The sequence below is a fragment of the Amycolatopsis thermoflava N1165 genome, assembly GCF_000473265.1.
In the GTDB taxonomy this organism is placed as follows: Bacteria; Actinomycetota; Actinomycetes; order Mycobacteriales; family Pseudonocardiaceae; genus Amycolatopsis_E; species Amycolatopsis_E thermoflava.
The window spans coordinates 1,439,983-1,454,502 of record NZ_KI421511.1 but is presented as its reverse complement, the minus strand read 5'-3'; the positions used below and the strand labels follow the sequence as shown (position 1 = coordinate 1,454,502).

Sequence of the window (14,520 nt, the reverse complement as noted above, 5' to 3'; positions counted from 1 at the left end):
CGCCAACCTACATGGCGGGACCGGCGTTCGGATCAAGGACGCCCGTGGCGACCAGCACGATGAGCAGGACACCGAGCGCGATCCGGTAGATCACGAACGGCACGTAGCTCTTGGTCTTGATGTAGTTCATCAGCCACGCGATCACCAGGTAGCCGACGCCGAAGGCGACCAAGGTGGCGAGGATGGTGGGACCCCACTCGGGGCTGTTCTCGCCGCCGATGTCGGTCAGCTTGTACAGGCCGGAGCCGAACACGGCGGGCAGGGCCAGCAGGAACGCGTACTCGGCGGCCTCAGCGCGGGTGTAGCCGAGGAACAGGCCGGCCGTGACCGTGCCACCGGAGCGCGACACGCCGGGGATCAGGGCCATCGCCTGGGCGAAGCCGTAGCCGATGCCGTGCGGGATCGTCAGCTGGTCCAGCGTCCGGTACTGGCGGCCGACGCGGTCGGCGATGAGCAGCAGGATGCCGAACACGATCAGCGTCGTCGCGGTGAGCCGCAGGTCGCGGAAGGCGCTGTCGATGGCGTCCTGGAACAGCAGGCCCAGCACCACGATCGGCAGCGACCCGACGATGATCAGCCAGCCGAGGCGGGCGTCCGGGTGGTGGCGCCACTCCGGCCGGTAGATCGAGCGCCACCAGGCGGCGAGGATGCGGCCGATCTTCTTCGAGAAGTACAGGATCACCGCCAGCTCGGTGCCGATCTGGGTGACCGCGGTGAACGCCGCGCCCGGGTCGTCCCAGCCGGCGAAGGCGGCCGTGATGCGCAGGTGGGCGCTCGAGGAGATCGGGAGGAACTCGGTCAGGCCCTGGACCAGGCCGAGGACGAGTGCTTCGAACCAGCCCATGCTCACCGGGCCTTCGGGGAAATCAGTCGCGTTCGCACGGTGGGAGAGGCTATCGGCGACGCGGATCACCCGATGAGCCGCCTTCGTCAAGTTCTTTACAGTACTTTCGTTACTCTTCGTGCATGCAGAAGCGACAGCTGGGCAGGTCGGGGTTGCGGGTCTCCCGGATGGCGCTCGGCACGATGTCCTGGGGCGCGGAGACCGACGCCGACGAGGCGGCCAGCCAGCTCGTCGCGTTCGTCGAGGCGGGCGGGACGCTCGTGGACACCGCCGACATCTACTCCGGCGGCGAGAGCGAGCGGATCCTCGGGGGCCTGCTGGGCGACCTGGTGCCGCGTGACGAGATCGTCGTGGCGACCAAGGCCGTCGCGCGGCGCACCGACGGGCCGTTCGGCGGTGGCGCCTCCCGCGGCGCGCTGTTGTCCGCGTTGGAGGGGTCGCTACGGCGGCTGGGCGTGGACCACCTGGACCTGTGGCAGCTGCACGCCTGGGACGACTCGGTGCCGCTGGAGGAGACGCTGTCGGCGCTGGACCACGCGGTGACCTCGGGCAAGGTCCGCTACACCGGGGTGTGCAACTACGCGGGCTGGCAGCTGGCGTCGGCCGCCGCGGCCGGGCCCGCCGGGCTGGTCGCCACCCAGGCCGAGTACTCGCTGGTGGAGCGCGGTGTGGAGCGCGAGCTGGTTCCGGCGGCCCGCTACCACGGGCTGGGGGTGCTGCCGTGGGCGCCGCTGGGCCGCGGGGTGCTGACCGGCAAGTACCGCCACGGCACGCCGGCCGACTCGCGGGGCGCGTCGGCCGAGTACGCCGGCTACGTCGAGCAGCACCGCACCGAGCGGGCGGCGCGGATCGTCAAGGCGGTCGCCACCGCGGCCGACGGGCTGGGGGTGTCGCCGCTGGTGGTGGCGCTGGCGTGGGTGCGGGACCGGCCGGGCGTGGTCGCGCCGGTGGTCGGGGCGCGCGACACCGGGCAGCTGACCGGGTCGCTGGCGGCGGAGGAGATCGCCCTGCCGGTCGCGATTTCCTCGGCGCTGGACGACGTCAGCGCGGTCGAGTTCGGTTACCCCGAGCGGGGCACGAAGTGACCGTGGGGTGGATGGCACGTGACGCGGCGGGGTTTTCAGGGGATGCTGGAGGCAACAGAGGAATGCGATCCGGAGGTCTTGTGCGCTCCTCCGCCACCGTCGGGACCGGTGTCGTGCTGGTCTGTGCCCTGGTGCTGAGCGGGTGCTCGTCGAAGTCCGGTGACTCCACCGACACGCTGCAGGTCGTGGCCGACCCGGTCGCGGCGACAGCGCCCGTGTCGCCCCAGCCTGCCGCCGCCCCGGCGGGCACCGTGATCGCCTCGCCCGAGGTCACGGCGCTGGCCGCCGACCCGGCCACCGGGACGCTGGCCGTCGCCGTGCCGGACGCCGTGCTGCTGTACCGGGCCGCGGACCTGGCGGCCGCGCCGCTGCGGGTGCCGGTCGCCGGGCGGGTGGCGCAGCTGCGCGTGTCCGGCGGGGTGTTGCTGGCCACGCTGCCCGCGGCCGGGCAGGTCGCCCGGATCACGCTGCCCGGCGGCGAGGTGAGCACCCTGACCGTGGCCGGCCAGGCCGCCGGCGCGGTGACCGAGGGCGACCGGACGCTGGTCGCGGTGCGGGACCGCAAGGCGGTGGACGTGTTCACCGGCGGACAGCTGACCAAGACGATCGAGGGCCAGCTCTACAGCGCCGACGACGTGCTGCAGGCCGGCGGGAACACCGTCGTGCTGGACGAGCTGCGCACCGCCGTGTTCTCGGTGGACGTGGACGGCGGCACCATGGCCGAGGGCCTGCGCGCCGGGGACGGCGCCACCAACGCGGTCGCGGACTCCTTCGGCCGGGTGCTCGTGGTCGACACCCGCGCCGGTGCCCTTCTGGCGTTCTCCACCGGCCCGCTGTTGCTGCGGCAGCGGTACCCGGTTCCCGGCGGGGCGTACGGCCTCGCCTACGACGCGCAGCGCGCGCTGGCGTGGGTGACTCTCACCGAGCGCAACGAGGTCGTCGGATTCGACGTGCGCGGCGGCGAACCGGTCGAGAAGTACCGTTTCCCGACGGTCCGGCAGCCGGATTCGGTTACCGTCGAGGAGCGGAGCGGGCGGGTGGTCGTCGGCTCCGCGGCGGGAGAAGGGGTCCAGGTGATCCAGCCATGAAGCACCAGGAGGCGGTGGTCGACGAGGACTGGGAGTACCGCCGGTTGCAGTTGCCACCCGGCGTCTCCCGGCGGGCCGCGGCCACGCAGCTGTCCATCAACGCCGAGTACGGCGGGTGGGAGCTCTCGACGGTCCGGCTCTACTCCGACGGCACCCGGCGGGTGTGGCTGCGCCGCAAGCGGCAGCCGGCCACCGCCCTGCCCGAAGTCCTGATCTGACCGGAGCGGCACCCGTCCCTGGGCCGCGCCGGAGTTGGTGTGCGCGGCGGAACGGGTACGGGAACCGACCCGTGCCGGCCGGCGCGGTGGGCGACCGGACCGATCCGGGCCGCCATCGCGGGCCTGGAAGCCGGGCCTCGGCAGGTCGGGACCTAGCCCGCGAGTGTGCGGCCCGTCTCCGCGAGCGCCTCGCGGAGGATTCGCACGGCTTTGGGGCCCATGCCGTGCAGGGCGAGCAGCTCGGCCTCCGTCATCGTGGCGACCTGGTCGAGCGTGGTGATCCCGGCGTTGCCCAGTGCGCGGGTGGCGGGACGGCCGATGGCCCGCGGCAGGTCGCCGCTCTCGCCCGCCACCGCGGCGGCGGACGTGCGCGCGAGGTGTTCCGGGGCGTGCGCCAGCCATGCGCGCCACACCCAGCGGTTGAGCTGCCGGCCGTCGATGTCGGCCAACGGCACCCGCGCCCCGTCCCCGGTCCGGGTGGCCGTCGGGTGCGCCGCCAGCATCTCGTCCACCTCGGCCGCGGGCAGCCGCAGCGTGACCTGCTTGTCCACCAGCGTGGCGAACACCGCGCCGCCCACGGTGAAAACGCCGCCGTCCGCGGTCTCCGGCAGGGACAGCGCCGATTTGCGGAGCTGCGCCGCGGTGGTCACGAGGCGCGGAAGAACCGGTCCAGCACCCGGGTGCCGAACTTGAGCGCGTCCACCGGCACCCGCTCGTCCACGCCGTGGAACAGCCCGGAGAAGTCCAGGTCGGCGGGCAGCTGGAGCGGCACGAACCCGAAGTTGCGGATGCCCAGTGTCTGGAAGGACTTGGCGTCGGTGCCGCCGGAGAGCATGTAGGGCAGCACCTTCGCGCCCGGGTCCTCGGCGGTGATCGAGGCGGTCATCGCGTCGACGAGCGCGCCGTCGAAGGTGGTCTCGACCGGGGGCAGCTCCATCCACTCCTTCTCGATGTCCGGGCCGAGGATCTCGTCGAGCTCGCGGTCGAAGGCCTCCATGCGGCCGGGCAGGATGCGGCAGTCCACGGCGGCCTCGGCGACCGAGGGGATGACGTTGGACTTGTAGCCCGCGGTGAGCATCGTCGGGTTGGCGGTGTCGCGCAGGGTCGCGCCGATCATGCGGGAGATGTTGCCGAGCTTGGCGACCGCGCCGTCGATGTCGTCCTCGGGGAAGTCCCAGCCGGTGATCTCGGTGACGCCGGCGAGGAACTCGCGCACGGAGTCGGTGAGCACGAGCGGGAACCGGTGCTGCCCGAGCCGCGCGACGGCGGCGGAGAGCTTGGTGACGGCGTTGTCGTGGTGGATCATCGACCCGTGTCCGGCGGTGCCGCGCACGCGCAGCTTCATCCAGCGGATGCCCTTCTCCGCGGTCTCCACGACGTAGGTGCGGACGTCGTCCTTGAGGCTGATGGAGAAGCCGCCGACCTCGCTGATCGCCTCGGTGGCGCCTTCGAACAGGTCGGGGCGGTTGTCCACCAGCCACTGGGCGCCGTACTTGCCGCCGGCCTCCTCGTCGGCGAGGAAGGCGAAGATGATGTCGCGCGGCGGGACGATGTTCTCGCGCTTGTAGTGGCGGGCCAGCGCCAGCATGATGCCGAGCATGTCCTTCATGTCCACGGCGCCGCGGCCCCACACGTAGCCGTCCTGGATGGCGCCGGAGAAGGGGTGCACCGACCACTCGGACGCGTCCGCGGGGACGACGTCGAGGTGGCCGTGGACGAGCAGCGCCCCGCGGCTGGGGTCGGCGCCGGCGAGCCGGGTGATGACGTTGTGCCGGTTGCGCCCGCCGGACTCCACGTACTCGATCTCGTAGCCGACCTCGGTGAGCTTCTCGGCGACGAACTCCGCTGCCGCCTTCTCCCCCACCAGCGTGTCCGGATCGCCGGTGTTGGTGGTGTCGATGCGGATCAGGTCGCTGGTCAGCGTGACGGCTTCATCGGCCGCGGTCTCGATGCTCACGCCGCCATTCCTATCATCAACGCGGTGGGGGGATCAGCGCCCGGCCAGCGACCTGGACCTCCTCGCCGTCACGCGGCGGAGCCTCCACCGGCCGGAGCGCCGCGCAGTGTGAGTCACGGCCGGTTGCCGATGCCGGTGCCCACCTCCTGGATGCGGGTCGGGGCGTTGTCCGGGGTCAGCGGCGGCGTCGCCATGCCCGCGCCGGCCCGCAGGCCGGCCAGGAACTCGCCGATCGCTTCCAGGCCGTCGTGGCGCGGGGTCCAGCCGAGCTCGTCGCGGGCGCGGGTGGTGTCCATGATCGGCAGCCGCAGGACGGTGTCGAGCAGGCCGGGTGAGGCCGGCAGCAGGTGGGCGTACCAGCCGGCCGCGACCGCGCCGCGGATCGCCCACGTGGGCACCGGGACCGTGCGGGCGCCGAGCAGGCGGGCCAGCGCCTTGGCGTCGACGACCGGGTCGGCGGCGATGTTGAACGCGCCGCGCACGTCGTTCAGCGCCGCCAGGCGGAACGCTTCGCCGATGTCGGCGGAGTGCACCGCCTGCACGCGCAGACCGGGGACGTCCGGGATGACCGGGATCAGCGACGGCCGGGCGAGGCTGCCGGGGAGGAACGGGCCCGCGAACAGCCGCCGCTGCGCCGAGGCGGCCTCCCATTTGAAGACGAACGCCGGGCGCAGCCGCACCACCCGTACCTCGGGGTTGGCCTTCTCGAACCCGTCGAGGTAGCGCTCCAGGTAGGCCTTCTCGCGCGGGTAGGCGGCCGCGGGCCAGCCGTGGGTGGGCCAGCTCTCGGTGACCGGGCTGTCCTTCGGGCCGGGCGAGTAGGCGCCGACCGACGAGGAGTACACCACGGCAGGGACGTTCTCCCTGGCCACGGCCTCGAACACGCGGATCGCGCCGAGCACGTTGGACCGCCAGGTCAGGGCGGGGTCATGGGTGGGCTGGAACAGCCACGCCAGGTGGATCACCACGTCGGCGCCGCGCACCAGGTGGGCGATCTGGTCCTCGGCCAGGTCGGCGGTGCGCCACTCCAGCTTCGGGACGCGCCACTCCGGTTCGCGGCGGACCACGCCGAGGATCGACGCCACGGCGGGGTCGCGGCTGAGCGCCTGGACGGTGCTGGTGCCCACGTTGCCGCTGGCGCCGGTGACGACGACGCGCAGACCCTTGCTCGCTGGCGAGTTCATGCGCACGCGGATACCCGGCGCGCGGGGGCGCGAACCGTCGCGTTTGGTGCCGCCGGGAGCGGGGACACCTCGGGGCAGATGCGGAAGGAGTGTGCGCATGGGACAGCCACGCCAGCAGCAGGAACCGCCGGGCGTGACGGGCGAGATGGAACCGCGGCCGCGGGACCGGATGGCGGACTACACCGGGCGCGGGTTGCTGCTCGACAAGCGGGCGCTGGTGACCGGTGGGGACTCCGGCATCGGGCGCGCGGTCGCGATCGCGTTCGCCAAGGAGGGCGCCGACGTGGCGATCGCCTACCTGGACGAGCACGCCGACGCGGAGGAGACCGCGGAACTGGTGCGCAAGGAGGGCCGCCGCTGCCTGCTGCTGCCCGGCGACCTGGGTTCGCGCGAGCAGTGCCGCAAGGTCGTGGACGAGACGGTGCGGGAGTTCGGCGGGCTGGAGGTCCTGGTGAACAACGTGGCCACGCAGCAGGAGCTGGACTCGCCCGAGGACCTGACCGACGAGCAGTGGACGCGCACGTTCGACGTGAACATCCACAGCTACTTCCGGGTGACGCACGCGGCGCTGCCGCACCTGGGCGAGGGGTCGTCCATCGTGAACACCGCGTCGGTGAACGGGTTGCGCGGCAACAAGTCCCTGATCGACTACTCGGCCACCAAGGGCGCGGTGATCGCGTGGACCTACGCGATGGCGCAGGCGCTGGCCGGCCGGGGTGTGCGGATCAACGCGGTCGCGCCGGGTCCGGTGTGGACACCGCTGATCCCGGCGACCATGTCACCGGAGCACGTGGAGAAGTTCGGGCAGCAGGTGCCGATGGGGCGGGCGGCGCAGCCGGACGAGCTGGCGCCGTCGTTCGTGTTCTTCGCGTCCAACCAGTTGTCGTCGTACTACACCGGTGAGGTGCTCGCCGCGCTCGGCGGCGAGACGATGCCGGGCTGAGGAGGGAACATGCCGCAGGAGCCAGCGTCGGAGCAGCAGGAGAACCTGGAGCTGGACGCCGAGCCGAAGCCGCTGGAGGACCCGGTGAGCTGGCGGGTGCGCGACCCGGACCGGGCGGCCGAGCCGGACTCGGAGGCCGCGGGCGAGCAGGTGTCGGCGCCGGACCGGTCCAACGAGCTGGTCGACGCCGAGGGCACCGAGATCGGCGAGGACCAGGGCCGCCAGCGGCCCGCCGGGGGCGCCGAGCAGCAGGCGATGCGGGTCGAGGACGGCGAAGTTTGACGTACGGCCGTACCGGGAAATCGTCGGGAAGGCACGAGAGGCGACAGGAGGTGCTCCGATGCCTGGACGTGAAGCCCTGCCCAGCACGCTGAAGCGGTCGTCGAAGAAGGCGCAGGACACGTGGGTGAAGACCCACGACTCGGCGGTGGAGACCTACGGCGAGGGGCGGCGCGCGCACCAGACGGCGTACGCGTCGCTGAAGCACTCGTTCGAGAAGGTCGGCGACCACTGGGAGGAGAAGGGCAGCAAGGGCCCGTCGGACAAGCAGGCCGCGCGGGGCGCGGGGCGCAAGCCGACGAAGACCGCCGGTGGCGTGGACGCCTCGGCCAGCAAGCAGCACCTGTACGACGTGGCCAAGCAGCTGGACATCAAGGGCCGCTCGTCGATGAACAAGAACGAGCTGGTCAAGGCGATCCAGAAGGCCAACAACAGGGAGACCGCGAAGGCTCGCCGGTAGCGGGTACTGGTTGGTGGAGGGCCCGGCGTGCGCCGGGCCCTTCGTCATACCCGGGGGGTGGCGCGCCTGGTGGGCGAACCTTGGTAGCTGCGCCGCGCGCGGCCGCCCTCCCACATTGCGGGGGTGTGGACGGCAGCCCGCCCCCCGGGCGGGCGCCCTTCGTCAGGTCGGCGGTGCGGCTCCCGCGTGGGCCTTCACGCCGGGGGCAGGGGCGGTCTGCCGAGGCGGTCGATGGTCTGGCGCGCGGGGCGTGGCACGCGCCAGTCGAGGCGGGTGCCTGCGCTGCGTTCGAGTTTGGCGAGCACCTGCCGCGCGGCGGCGAAGGCGGCTTCCTGCTCGGCGGGGGTGGCGGCGCCCTCGGCGAGTTCGAGCAGTTTGATGCCCTGGTTGATCAGCGCCCGCTCGTCGGTGGTGAACCGGGACGCGCGCAGCTTCTCGGCGGCCTCGCAGGCCGCTGTCCAGGCCTTTTCGGCGGTCTCGGTGGCCTCGACGTACTTGCGGGCCACGTCGGTGGGCGGATAGGTCTCGGTGTGCAGGGCCATGGCCTCGTGGAAGGCATCGATGAACCGGCTGGTCGAGGGCACGGCCGGGTCGGCCAGCGCGGGCCGGCGCAGCACCTGCTTGGGGTCGGACTCGTAGTCGCCGTACTCCCCCGCGATCCGGGCGTAGCGCTCGCGCGCGGCATCCCACAGCACGCGCAGCGAGGCGGCCGCGTCGGGGGCGTCGATGGGCCGCCCTGGTGGGCGGGTGGGCGCTGGGTGGGCGCGGGTCTGCCAGCGGTGGTGCATCGCGGCGCGCGAGTAGGAGGCGGCCAGCACCCAGATCAGCACCATGATGGGCCAGATGAACGCTCCCAGGTCTTGGTAGGGCATCGGCAGCTCCCTCACCACGGCGGCGCCCCGGCGCGAGCGCCCTCACTCCATGATGCGCCTGGTTTCGTGAGTGGTCCGTGTGGCGCGGTGGAATGCGCCACATCCGCTGCGCGTCCGCGCCTGGCACAATCCGGGGCACGTGCACGACGACGAGTGGGGAGCAGTGCCGATGGGGCCGCTGGCGGGGATCAAGGTGCTGGAACTGGCGGGCATCGGCCCGGGGCCGCACGCCGCGATGATCCTCGCCGACCTCGGGGCGGACGTGGTGCGCGTCGAGCGGCCCTCGGGTGGCCTGCAGGTGCTGCCGCCGGAGGCGCGGGACCACCTGCTGCGCGGCCGCCGCTCGATCGCGGCCGACCTGAAGACCCCCGAAGGCAAGCGGCTCGTGGAGCAGCTGGTCGAGAAGGCGGACGTACTGCTGGAGGGTTTCCGGCCGGGCGTGGCCGAGCGGCTCGGCGTCGGCCCGGAGGACTGCTTCGCCCGCAACCCGCGCCTGGTCTACGGCCGGATGACCGGCTGGGGCCAGGACGGCCCGATGGCCGAGCGGGCCGGGCACGACATCAACTACATCTCCCTGACCGGCGCGCTGCACGCGGTCCGCGACACCGGCGGCAAGCCGATCCCGGCGCTGAACCTGGTCGGTGACTTCGGCGGCGGCTCGATGTTCCTGGTCACCGGGGTGCTGGCGGCGCTGGTGGAGCGGGCGAGCTCCGGGCGGGGCCAGGTGGTGGACGCGGCCATGGTCGACGGCGCGAGCGTGCTGCTGCAGATGGTGTGGGCACTGCGGGCGCAGGGCGCGTGGGCCGACGAGCCGGGCACGAACCTGCTGGACACCGGCTGCCCGTTCTACGACACCTACCGGTGCGCCGACGGCGGGTACATCGCGGTGGGCGCGCTGGAGCCGCAGTTCTACGCCGAGCTGCTCAAGGGGCTCGGCCTGGATGGTGAGGACCTGCCCGCGCAGGGCGACCGCTCCGGCTGGCCGAAGCTGCGGGAGCGGTTCACCGAGGTCATCGCCTCCCGCACCCGCGACGAGTGGACGGCGGTGTTCGCCGGGACGGACGCGTGCGTCACGCCGGTGCTGTCGTTCGCCGAGGCGGCGGAGAACGAGCACCTGACCGCGCGCGGCTCGGTGCGGGACATCAACGGCGCGACCCAGGCCGCGCCCGCGCCGCGGTTCTCCCGGACGCCCAGCGCCGAGCCGTCGGCGCCGGCCACGCCGGGCGCGGACACCGAGGCCGTGATCCGCGATTGGGGCCTTCAGTCCTGAGCGGGCCGGGGCAGGCCGACCTGGTCCGGCACCACGCGGACCAGGTCGCGTAGCCAGGTCTCCACGTCGTCGGGCCACCACCGGCCCGACGGCAGCCGGGAGAGCGCTTCCCGCACGGCGGACGCCGTCGGCGCGGCCGGGACGACCCGGCTGGGCGCGGCGCCCGCGAGCACGCCCAGCCACCGGTGCTTGCCGGTGGGCGGCAGGGATTCCGGGTCGAGCACGACGTAGTAGTCGGGCAGCAGGGTGACGCCGCGGCGGAGGTCGGCGACCGCGCTTTCGATCGCGACCTCCAGCGCGCCGGAGGGTGCCTGCCGGTCGAAGAACCCGGCCCACGCCTGCGCGACCCCGGCGAGCGGGTCCCGGTCGTGCACCACGTACGCGGCGTGCGACACCAGGGCGGCCGCGTCCGCCGACCGCGCCACGTGCACGTTGGCCAGCCCGTCGAGACCGGCCATGACCTTGTCCGCGCCGGCCCCGGCGAGCACGACGACGGTGCTGTTCGGCCTTGCCATGTGACCCAACCTACCGACGGAAGTCGTAGGCCGAACAGAGGTCTGGACCTCTCCCGGACGTGTGGGCTAGGTTACAGCCGGGCGCTTAAGTTGCCCACGGCAACAAATCCGATGTGTCAAGGAGGACCACGGATGAGACCCCGATCTGTTCGCCGGAAAACCCTCTTCGCCGCGCTCGCCGCCACCGTCGCGCTCGTGTCCGGTGCGACCACGGTGTCGGCGGCGCCCGTCCAGCACCGCCCCGCCTACCTCGACGCGGGCAAGCCGGTCCCGGTGCGGGTGGCCGACCTGCTGTCCCGCATGAGCCTGGACGACAAGCTCGGCCAGATGACCCAGGCCGAGCGCGGCGCCATCACCGACCCCGCCGACATCGCGACCCACCGGCTCGGGTCGCTGCTGTCCGGCGGCGGCTCGGTGCCCACGCCGAACACGGCCCAGTCCTGGGCCGACATGTACGACGGGTTCCAGCGCGCCGCGCTGACCTCTCCCCTGCGCATCCCGATCATCTACGGCGTGGACGCCGTGCACGGCCACAACAACGTCCACGGCGCCACGATCTTCCCGCACAACATCGGCCTCGGCGCGACCCGCGACCCGAAGCTGGTGGGCCGCATCGGCGACGCCGTGGCCGACGAGGTGTCGGGCACCGGCGTGGACTGGGACTTCGCGCCGTGCCTGTGCGTGGCCCGCAACGACCGCTGGGGCCGCACCTACGAGTCCTTCGGCGAGACCCCGGAACTGGCCTCGTCGATGACCACGATCATCGACGGCCTGCAGGGCAGGTCGTTGTCCGACAAGGGATCGATACTGGCCACGGCCAAGCACTACGTCGGCGACGGCGGCACCACCGGTGGTGTGGACCAGGGCAACACCGAGCTCACCGAGCAGCAGTTGCGCGCCATCCACCTGCCGCCGTTCCGCGCCGCCGTCCAGCGCGGTGTCGGGTCGGTGATGATCTCCTACAGCAGCTGGAACGGCGTGAAGATGCACGCCAACCGCTACCTGATCACCGATGTGCTCAAGGGCGAGCTCGGTTTCTCCGGGTTCGTGGTGTCCGACTGGCAGGGCATCGACAAGATCGACGGCCAGGAGGGCTTCACCGCCGAAGAGGTCCGGACCTCGATCAACGCGGGCGTGGACATGGTGATGGTGCCCTACGACTACGTGAAGTTCATCGACACGTTGCGGGCCGAGGTGCAGGCGGGCCGGGTGCCGATGAGCCGCATCGACGACGCCAACCGCCGCATCCTGACCAAGAAGTTCCAGCTCGGGCTGTTCGAGCGGCCCTTCACCGACCGCCGCTACACCTCGACCGTGGGCAGCGCCGAACACCGGGCGCTGGCGCGGCAGGCGGTGCGCGAGTCGCAGGTGCTGCTCAAGAACGACGGCGGGGTGCTGCCGCTCGGCAAGAACGGGCAGAAGATCTTCGTGGCGGGCAAGAACGCCGACGACATCGGCAACCAGAGCGGCGGCTGGACGATCACCTGGCAGGGCTCGAGCGGGCCGATCACGCCGGGAACCACGATCCTGCAAGGGATCCGCGACACGGCGCGCTCCAGCGCGGTCACCTACGACCGGAACGGCGCGGGCATCGACGGCAGCTACGACGTCGCGGTCGCGGTGGTCGGCGAGACGCCGTACGCGGAGTTCATGGGCGACCGGCCGGCGGGTATGGGCCTGGACGCCGAGGACCTGGCGACCCTGCAGCGGCTCAAGGAGTCCGGGGTGCCGGTGGTGGTCGTGCTGGTGTCCGGCCGTCCACTGGACATCGCGGCGGAACTGCCCGGCTGGGACGCGCTGCTGGCGTCGTGGCTGCCGGGCACCGAAGGCGGCGGCGTGGCCGACGTGCTGTTCGGCGACTACAACCCGACCGGGAAGCTGCCGGTGACGTGGATGCGCAGCGCCGCGCAGCAGCCGATCAACGTCGGCGACGGGCAGGACCCGCTGTTCCCCTACGGGTACGGGCTGCGCTACCGCCGGGGCTGACCGGTTCCGCCACGATTCGTGAAACCTTTTTTCCGCTGCGGGAAACCCTTCCCTTGGCGAATGGCCGGTCCTAGGCTCCTGCCATTCGTCAAGGGAAGGACGAGCGCGAAATGGGCCGCACCGACCGGGGCCGCCCGGTCATCGCCGGGGAAGCGCGCTAGCCGCCGTGGACATCCCCCGACTACGGGCGAGCTGGGCCACCGTCGCCGAGCGCGGTGACGAGGTCCCGCTGTGGTTCTACGCGACGCTGTTCCTGCTCCGCCCGTCGCTGCGGGATCTGTTCCCGGTGTCGCTGGCGCCGCAGCGGAACCGGTTCGTCTCCGGGCTCGGGCAGATCGTCACCCACGTCGACGACCTCGACGCCGCGGTCCCCTACCTGCGCCGGCTGGGCCGCACCCACCGCGAGGCCGGAGTGCGCCCGGAGCACTACCCGGTGGTCGGGCAGGCGCTGCTGGCCACCCTCGAGCACTTCCTCGGCGAGCGGTGGACCCCGGAGCTGGCCGCGGACTGGACCAGCGCGTACGCGGTGGTCGCCGAGGTGATGACCAACGCCGAGGTGCGCGGCCGGGGACGGCAGAGCGTGCTGCTCCCGCCGCCGGACACCGGAACCGGGCCGCACAACGGGCTGACCGCGGAGCGCGTGCGGGCCCGCCCGTTCCGGCGCGCGCCCTGGCACCGGCGGGGTTTCGACCGCGGCGACGTGCACGACTTCCAGCGGCGGCTGGCCGACGAGCTGGCCACCCGCGACCGCGAGGCGGCGCGCCTGCGCGCGGAGGTCGCGCGACTGCGGGCCCGCGATTCCCGCGACGGCGTGCCGACCGTGGACGAGCAGGCGGTCGCGTTGCTGACGCGGGCGCAACTGCTGGCCGAGGAGATCCTGACCAGCGCCGAGACCCGGCGACGGCGGCTGGCCGCGCAGGCGCACCGCCAGGCCGAGGCCGCCGCGGACGCCGCCGGCGAGGCCTACCGGGCCGCGATGGGCTCGCGGTGCACGGTGCAGGGCGAGGAGATGGAACGGCGCCTGGCGTGGACGCGCACCTACAGCCACGCGCTCGGGATGCCGCTGCGGGTCGCCGAAGCCGCGTTCCGCATGTGGGAAACCGGCTGATCCTGGCGCGCTGCAACACCGAGCGCACTGCCCGGTGCAACGCGGTCGCAGCGCAACAGCGGAGTCCGTTGAGCGGCAGGGCCTGCGCGGAGAATTAGCGGCGACCCGCGCGGCTGCCCTGGTAGGCGGGCTCCCGCAGGCGGGACAGCCAGTCCGGGTAGAGCCGCGCGCCGGGCGGGCTGTGCAGCATCGGGTCGAAGCTCGGGCGCTCGCCGTCGCCGAGGGGCGGGTCCAGCTCGATCCGCGCGACCGGGGTCGCCGGGCCGGTGAGCTTCGCCGTCGAGCAGGTCACCGTCACCGCGCCGAGGTCGTCGAGCGCGGCGCCGTCCGGGCCGTCCACCTCGGCGAGGATCCACCGCAGCCCGGCGGCCACCCGGTAGGGCACCAGGCTGCTGAACACCGCACGCCGCCACCCCCTCGCCGGCCTCAGCAGCACCCGCGCGCTCGCGCTGGCCAGGGTCAGGTCCCACGGCCCGTCGTCGGTCGGGATGCGCAGCGCCAGCCCGAGGATGTCGGGCATCCCGCGCGGCAGACCGGCCCCTTTGGACAGTCGCGCCACCACCGGCCCGCTGGGCGGCAGCGGCAGCTCCCCGGGGGCCAGGGTCTCCAGCGTCCCGCGCAGCAGGACGCCACGCGGGTGGAACACGCGCGCGTGCCGCAGCCGGGCCAGCGCGCCGAAGACGGGTCGCACGACGGGAGGTGCCATACCGG

General features: G+C 72.9%; 16 protein-coding genes. 9 read left to right on the top strand and 7 right to left on the bottom strand.

The features are described from left to right. Positions 1-7: 7 nt before the first annotated feature. A complete protein-coding gene (locus AMYTH_RS0107230) occupies positions 8-844 on the bottom strand; it encodes an undecaprenyl-diphosphate phosphatase (RefSeq protein WP_027929738.1) in 837 nt (278 codons plus the stop codon). Between the two features lie 122 nt (positions 845-966). Here AMYTH_RS0107230 and AMYTH_RS0107225 point away from each other — a divergent pair, with 122 nt between their 5' ends. The 3 genes from AMYTH_RS0107225 (at position 967) to AMYTH_RS0107215 (ending at position 3,235) form a co-directional block, all read left to right on the top strand. Beyond that, positions 967-1,929 (top strand): aldo/keto reductase, encoded by a 963-nt coding sequence (locus tag AMYTH_RS0107225; RefSeq protein ID WP_027929737.1) that lies wholly within the window; start codon positions 967-969, stop codon positions 1,927-1,929. Between the two features lie 80 nt (positions 1,930-2,009). After that, positions 2,010-3,017, top strand: coding sequence for a YncE family protein (locus tag AMYTH_RS0107220; protein ID WP_027929736.1), 1,008 nt, complete (start codon positions 2,010-2,012; stop codon positions 3,015-3,017). Next, a complete protein-coding gene (locus AMYTH_RS0107215; protein WP_017982338.1) occupies positions 3,014-3,235 on the top strand; it encodes a DUF5703 family protein in 222 nt (73 codons plus the stop codon). Before AMYTH_RS0107220 ends, AMYTH_RS0107215 begins: the two co-directional genes overlap by 4 nt. Before the next feature lie 152 nt (positions 3,236-3,387). Here the strand turns inward: AMYTH_RS0107215 and AMYTH_RS0107210 are convergent, their stop codons facing one another. From AMYTH_RS0107210 to AMYTH_RS0107200, 3 genes are all read right to left on the bottom strand, one after another. Further along, positions 3,388-3,885 (bottom strand): helix-hairpin-helix domain-containing protein, encoded by a 498-nt coding sequence (locus AMYTH_RS0107210; RefSeq protein ID WP_027929735.1) that lies wholly within the window; start codon positions 3,883-3,885, stop codon positions 3,388-3,390. Next, positions 3,882-5,192: a M20/M25/M40 family metallo-hydrolase gene (locus AMYTH_RS0107205; protein ID WP_027929734.1), complete on the bottom strand. Its 1,311-nt coding sequence runs from the start codon at positions 5,190-5,192 to the stop codon at positions 3,882-3,884. The genes AMYTH_RS0107210 and AMYTH_RS0107205 overlap by 4 nt, the downstream gene beginning before the upstream one ends. A gap of 113 nt (positions 5,193-5,305) precedes the next feature. After that, entirely contained in the window at positions 5,306-6,376 is a 1,071-nt protein-coding gene (locus AMYTH_RS0107200) for an NAD-dependent epimerase/dehydratase family protein (protein ID WP_027929733.1), read from the bottom strand. 97 nt (positions 6,377-6,473) lie between these two features. On the opposite strand from AMYTH_RS0107200, the gene AMYTH_RS0107195 reads away from it, so the two are divergent. The 3 genes from AMYTH_RS0107195 to AMYTH_RS0107185 are packed head-to-tail and all read left to right on the top strand — an operon-like array spanning position 6,474 to position 8,058. Next, entirely contained in the window at positions 6,474-7,319 is an 846-nt protein-coding gene (locus AMYTH_RS0107195) for an SDR family oxidoreductase (RefSeq protein ID WP_027929732.1), read from the top strand. A 9-nt stretch (positions 7,320-7,328) separates the two neighbouring features. Continuing rightward, positions 7,329-7,601, top strand: a complete 273-nt coding sequence (locus AMYTH_RS0107190; RefSeq protein WP_027929731.1) for a hypothetical protein — start codon at positions 7,329-7,331, stop codon at positions 7,599-7,601. Between the two features lie 58 nt (positions 7,602-7,659). Then, positions 7,660-8,058, top strand: a complete 399-nt coding sequence (locus tag AMYTH_RS0107185) for a ChaB family protein (protein WP_017982331.1) — start codon at positions 7,660-7,662, stop codon at positions 8,056-8,058. Between the two features lie 194 nt (positions 8,059-8,252). On the opposite strand, the gene AMYTH_RS46940 is transcribed toward AMYTH_RS0107185, so the two are convergent. After that, positions 8,253-8,930 carry a hypothetical protein gene (locus tag AMYTH_RS46940; protein ID WP_148085765.1) on the bottom strand — a complete coding sequence of 226 codons (678 nt, stop codon included), beginning with the start codon at positions 8,928-8,930 and terminating at the stop codon, positions 8,253-8,255. A gap of 169 nt (positions 8,931-9,099) precedes the next feature. Between AMYTH_RS46940 and AMYTH_RS0107175 the strand changes: the two genes are divergently transcribed. Further along, a complete protein-coding gene (locus tag AMYTH_RS0107175; RefSeq protein ID WP_027929729.1) occupies positions 9,100-10,200 on the top strand; it encodes a CaiB/BaiF CoA transferase family protein in 1,101 nt (366 codons plus the stop codon). Here AMYTH_RS0107175 and AMYTH_RS0107170 read toward each other — a convergent pair. Next, positions 10,191-10,715, bottom strand: coding sequence for a hypothetical protein (locus AMYTH_RS0107170; protein WP_027929728.1), 525 nt, complete (start codon positions 10,713-10,715; stop codon positions 10,191-10,193). The genes AMYTH_RS0107175 and AMYTH_RS0107170 overlap by 10 nt on opposite strands. Before the next feature lie 132 nt (positions 10,716-10,847). Here AMYTH_RS0107170 and AMYTH_RS0107165 point away from each other — a divergent pair, with 132 nt between their 5' ends. Next, positions 10,848-12,701: a glycoside hydrolase family 3 protein gene (locus AMYTH_RS0107165; protein WP_027929727.1), complete on the top strand. Its 1,854-nt coding sequence runs from the start codon at positions 10,848-10,850 to the stop codon at positions 12,699-12,701. A gap of 166 nt (positions 12,702-12,867) precedes the next feature. Continuing rightward, positions 12,868-13,809: a globin domain-containing protein gene (locus AMYTH_RS48700; RefSeq protein ID WP_027929726.1), complete on the top strand. Its 942-nt coding sequence runs from the start codon at positions 12,868-12,870 to the stop codon at positions 13,807-13,809. 94 nt (positions 13,810-13,903) lie between these two features. Here AMYTH_RS48700 and AMYTH_RS0107155 read toward each other — a convergent pair whose 3' ends face one another. Continuing rightward, a complete protein-coding gene (locus AMYTH_RS0107155; RefSeq protein ID WP_051362585.1) occupies positions 13,904-14,515 on the bottom strand; it encodes a hypothetical protein in 612 nt (203 codons plus the stop codon). Between the last annotated feature and the right edge of the window lie 5 nt (positions 14,516-14,520).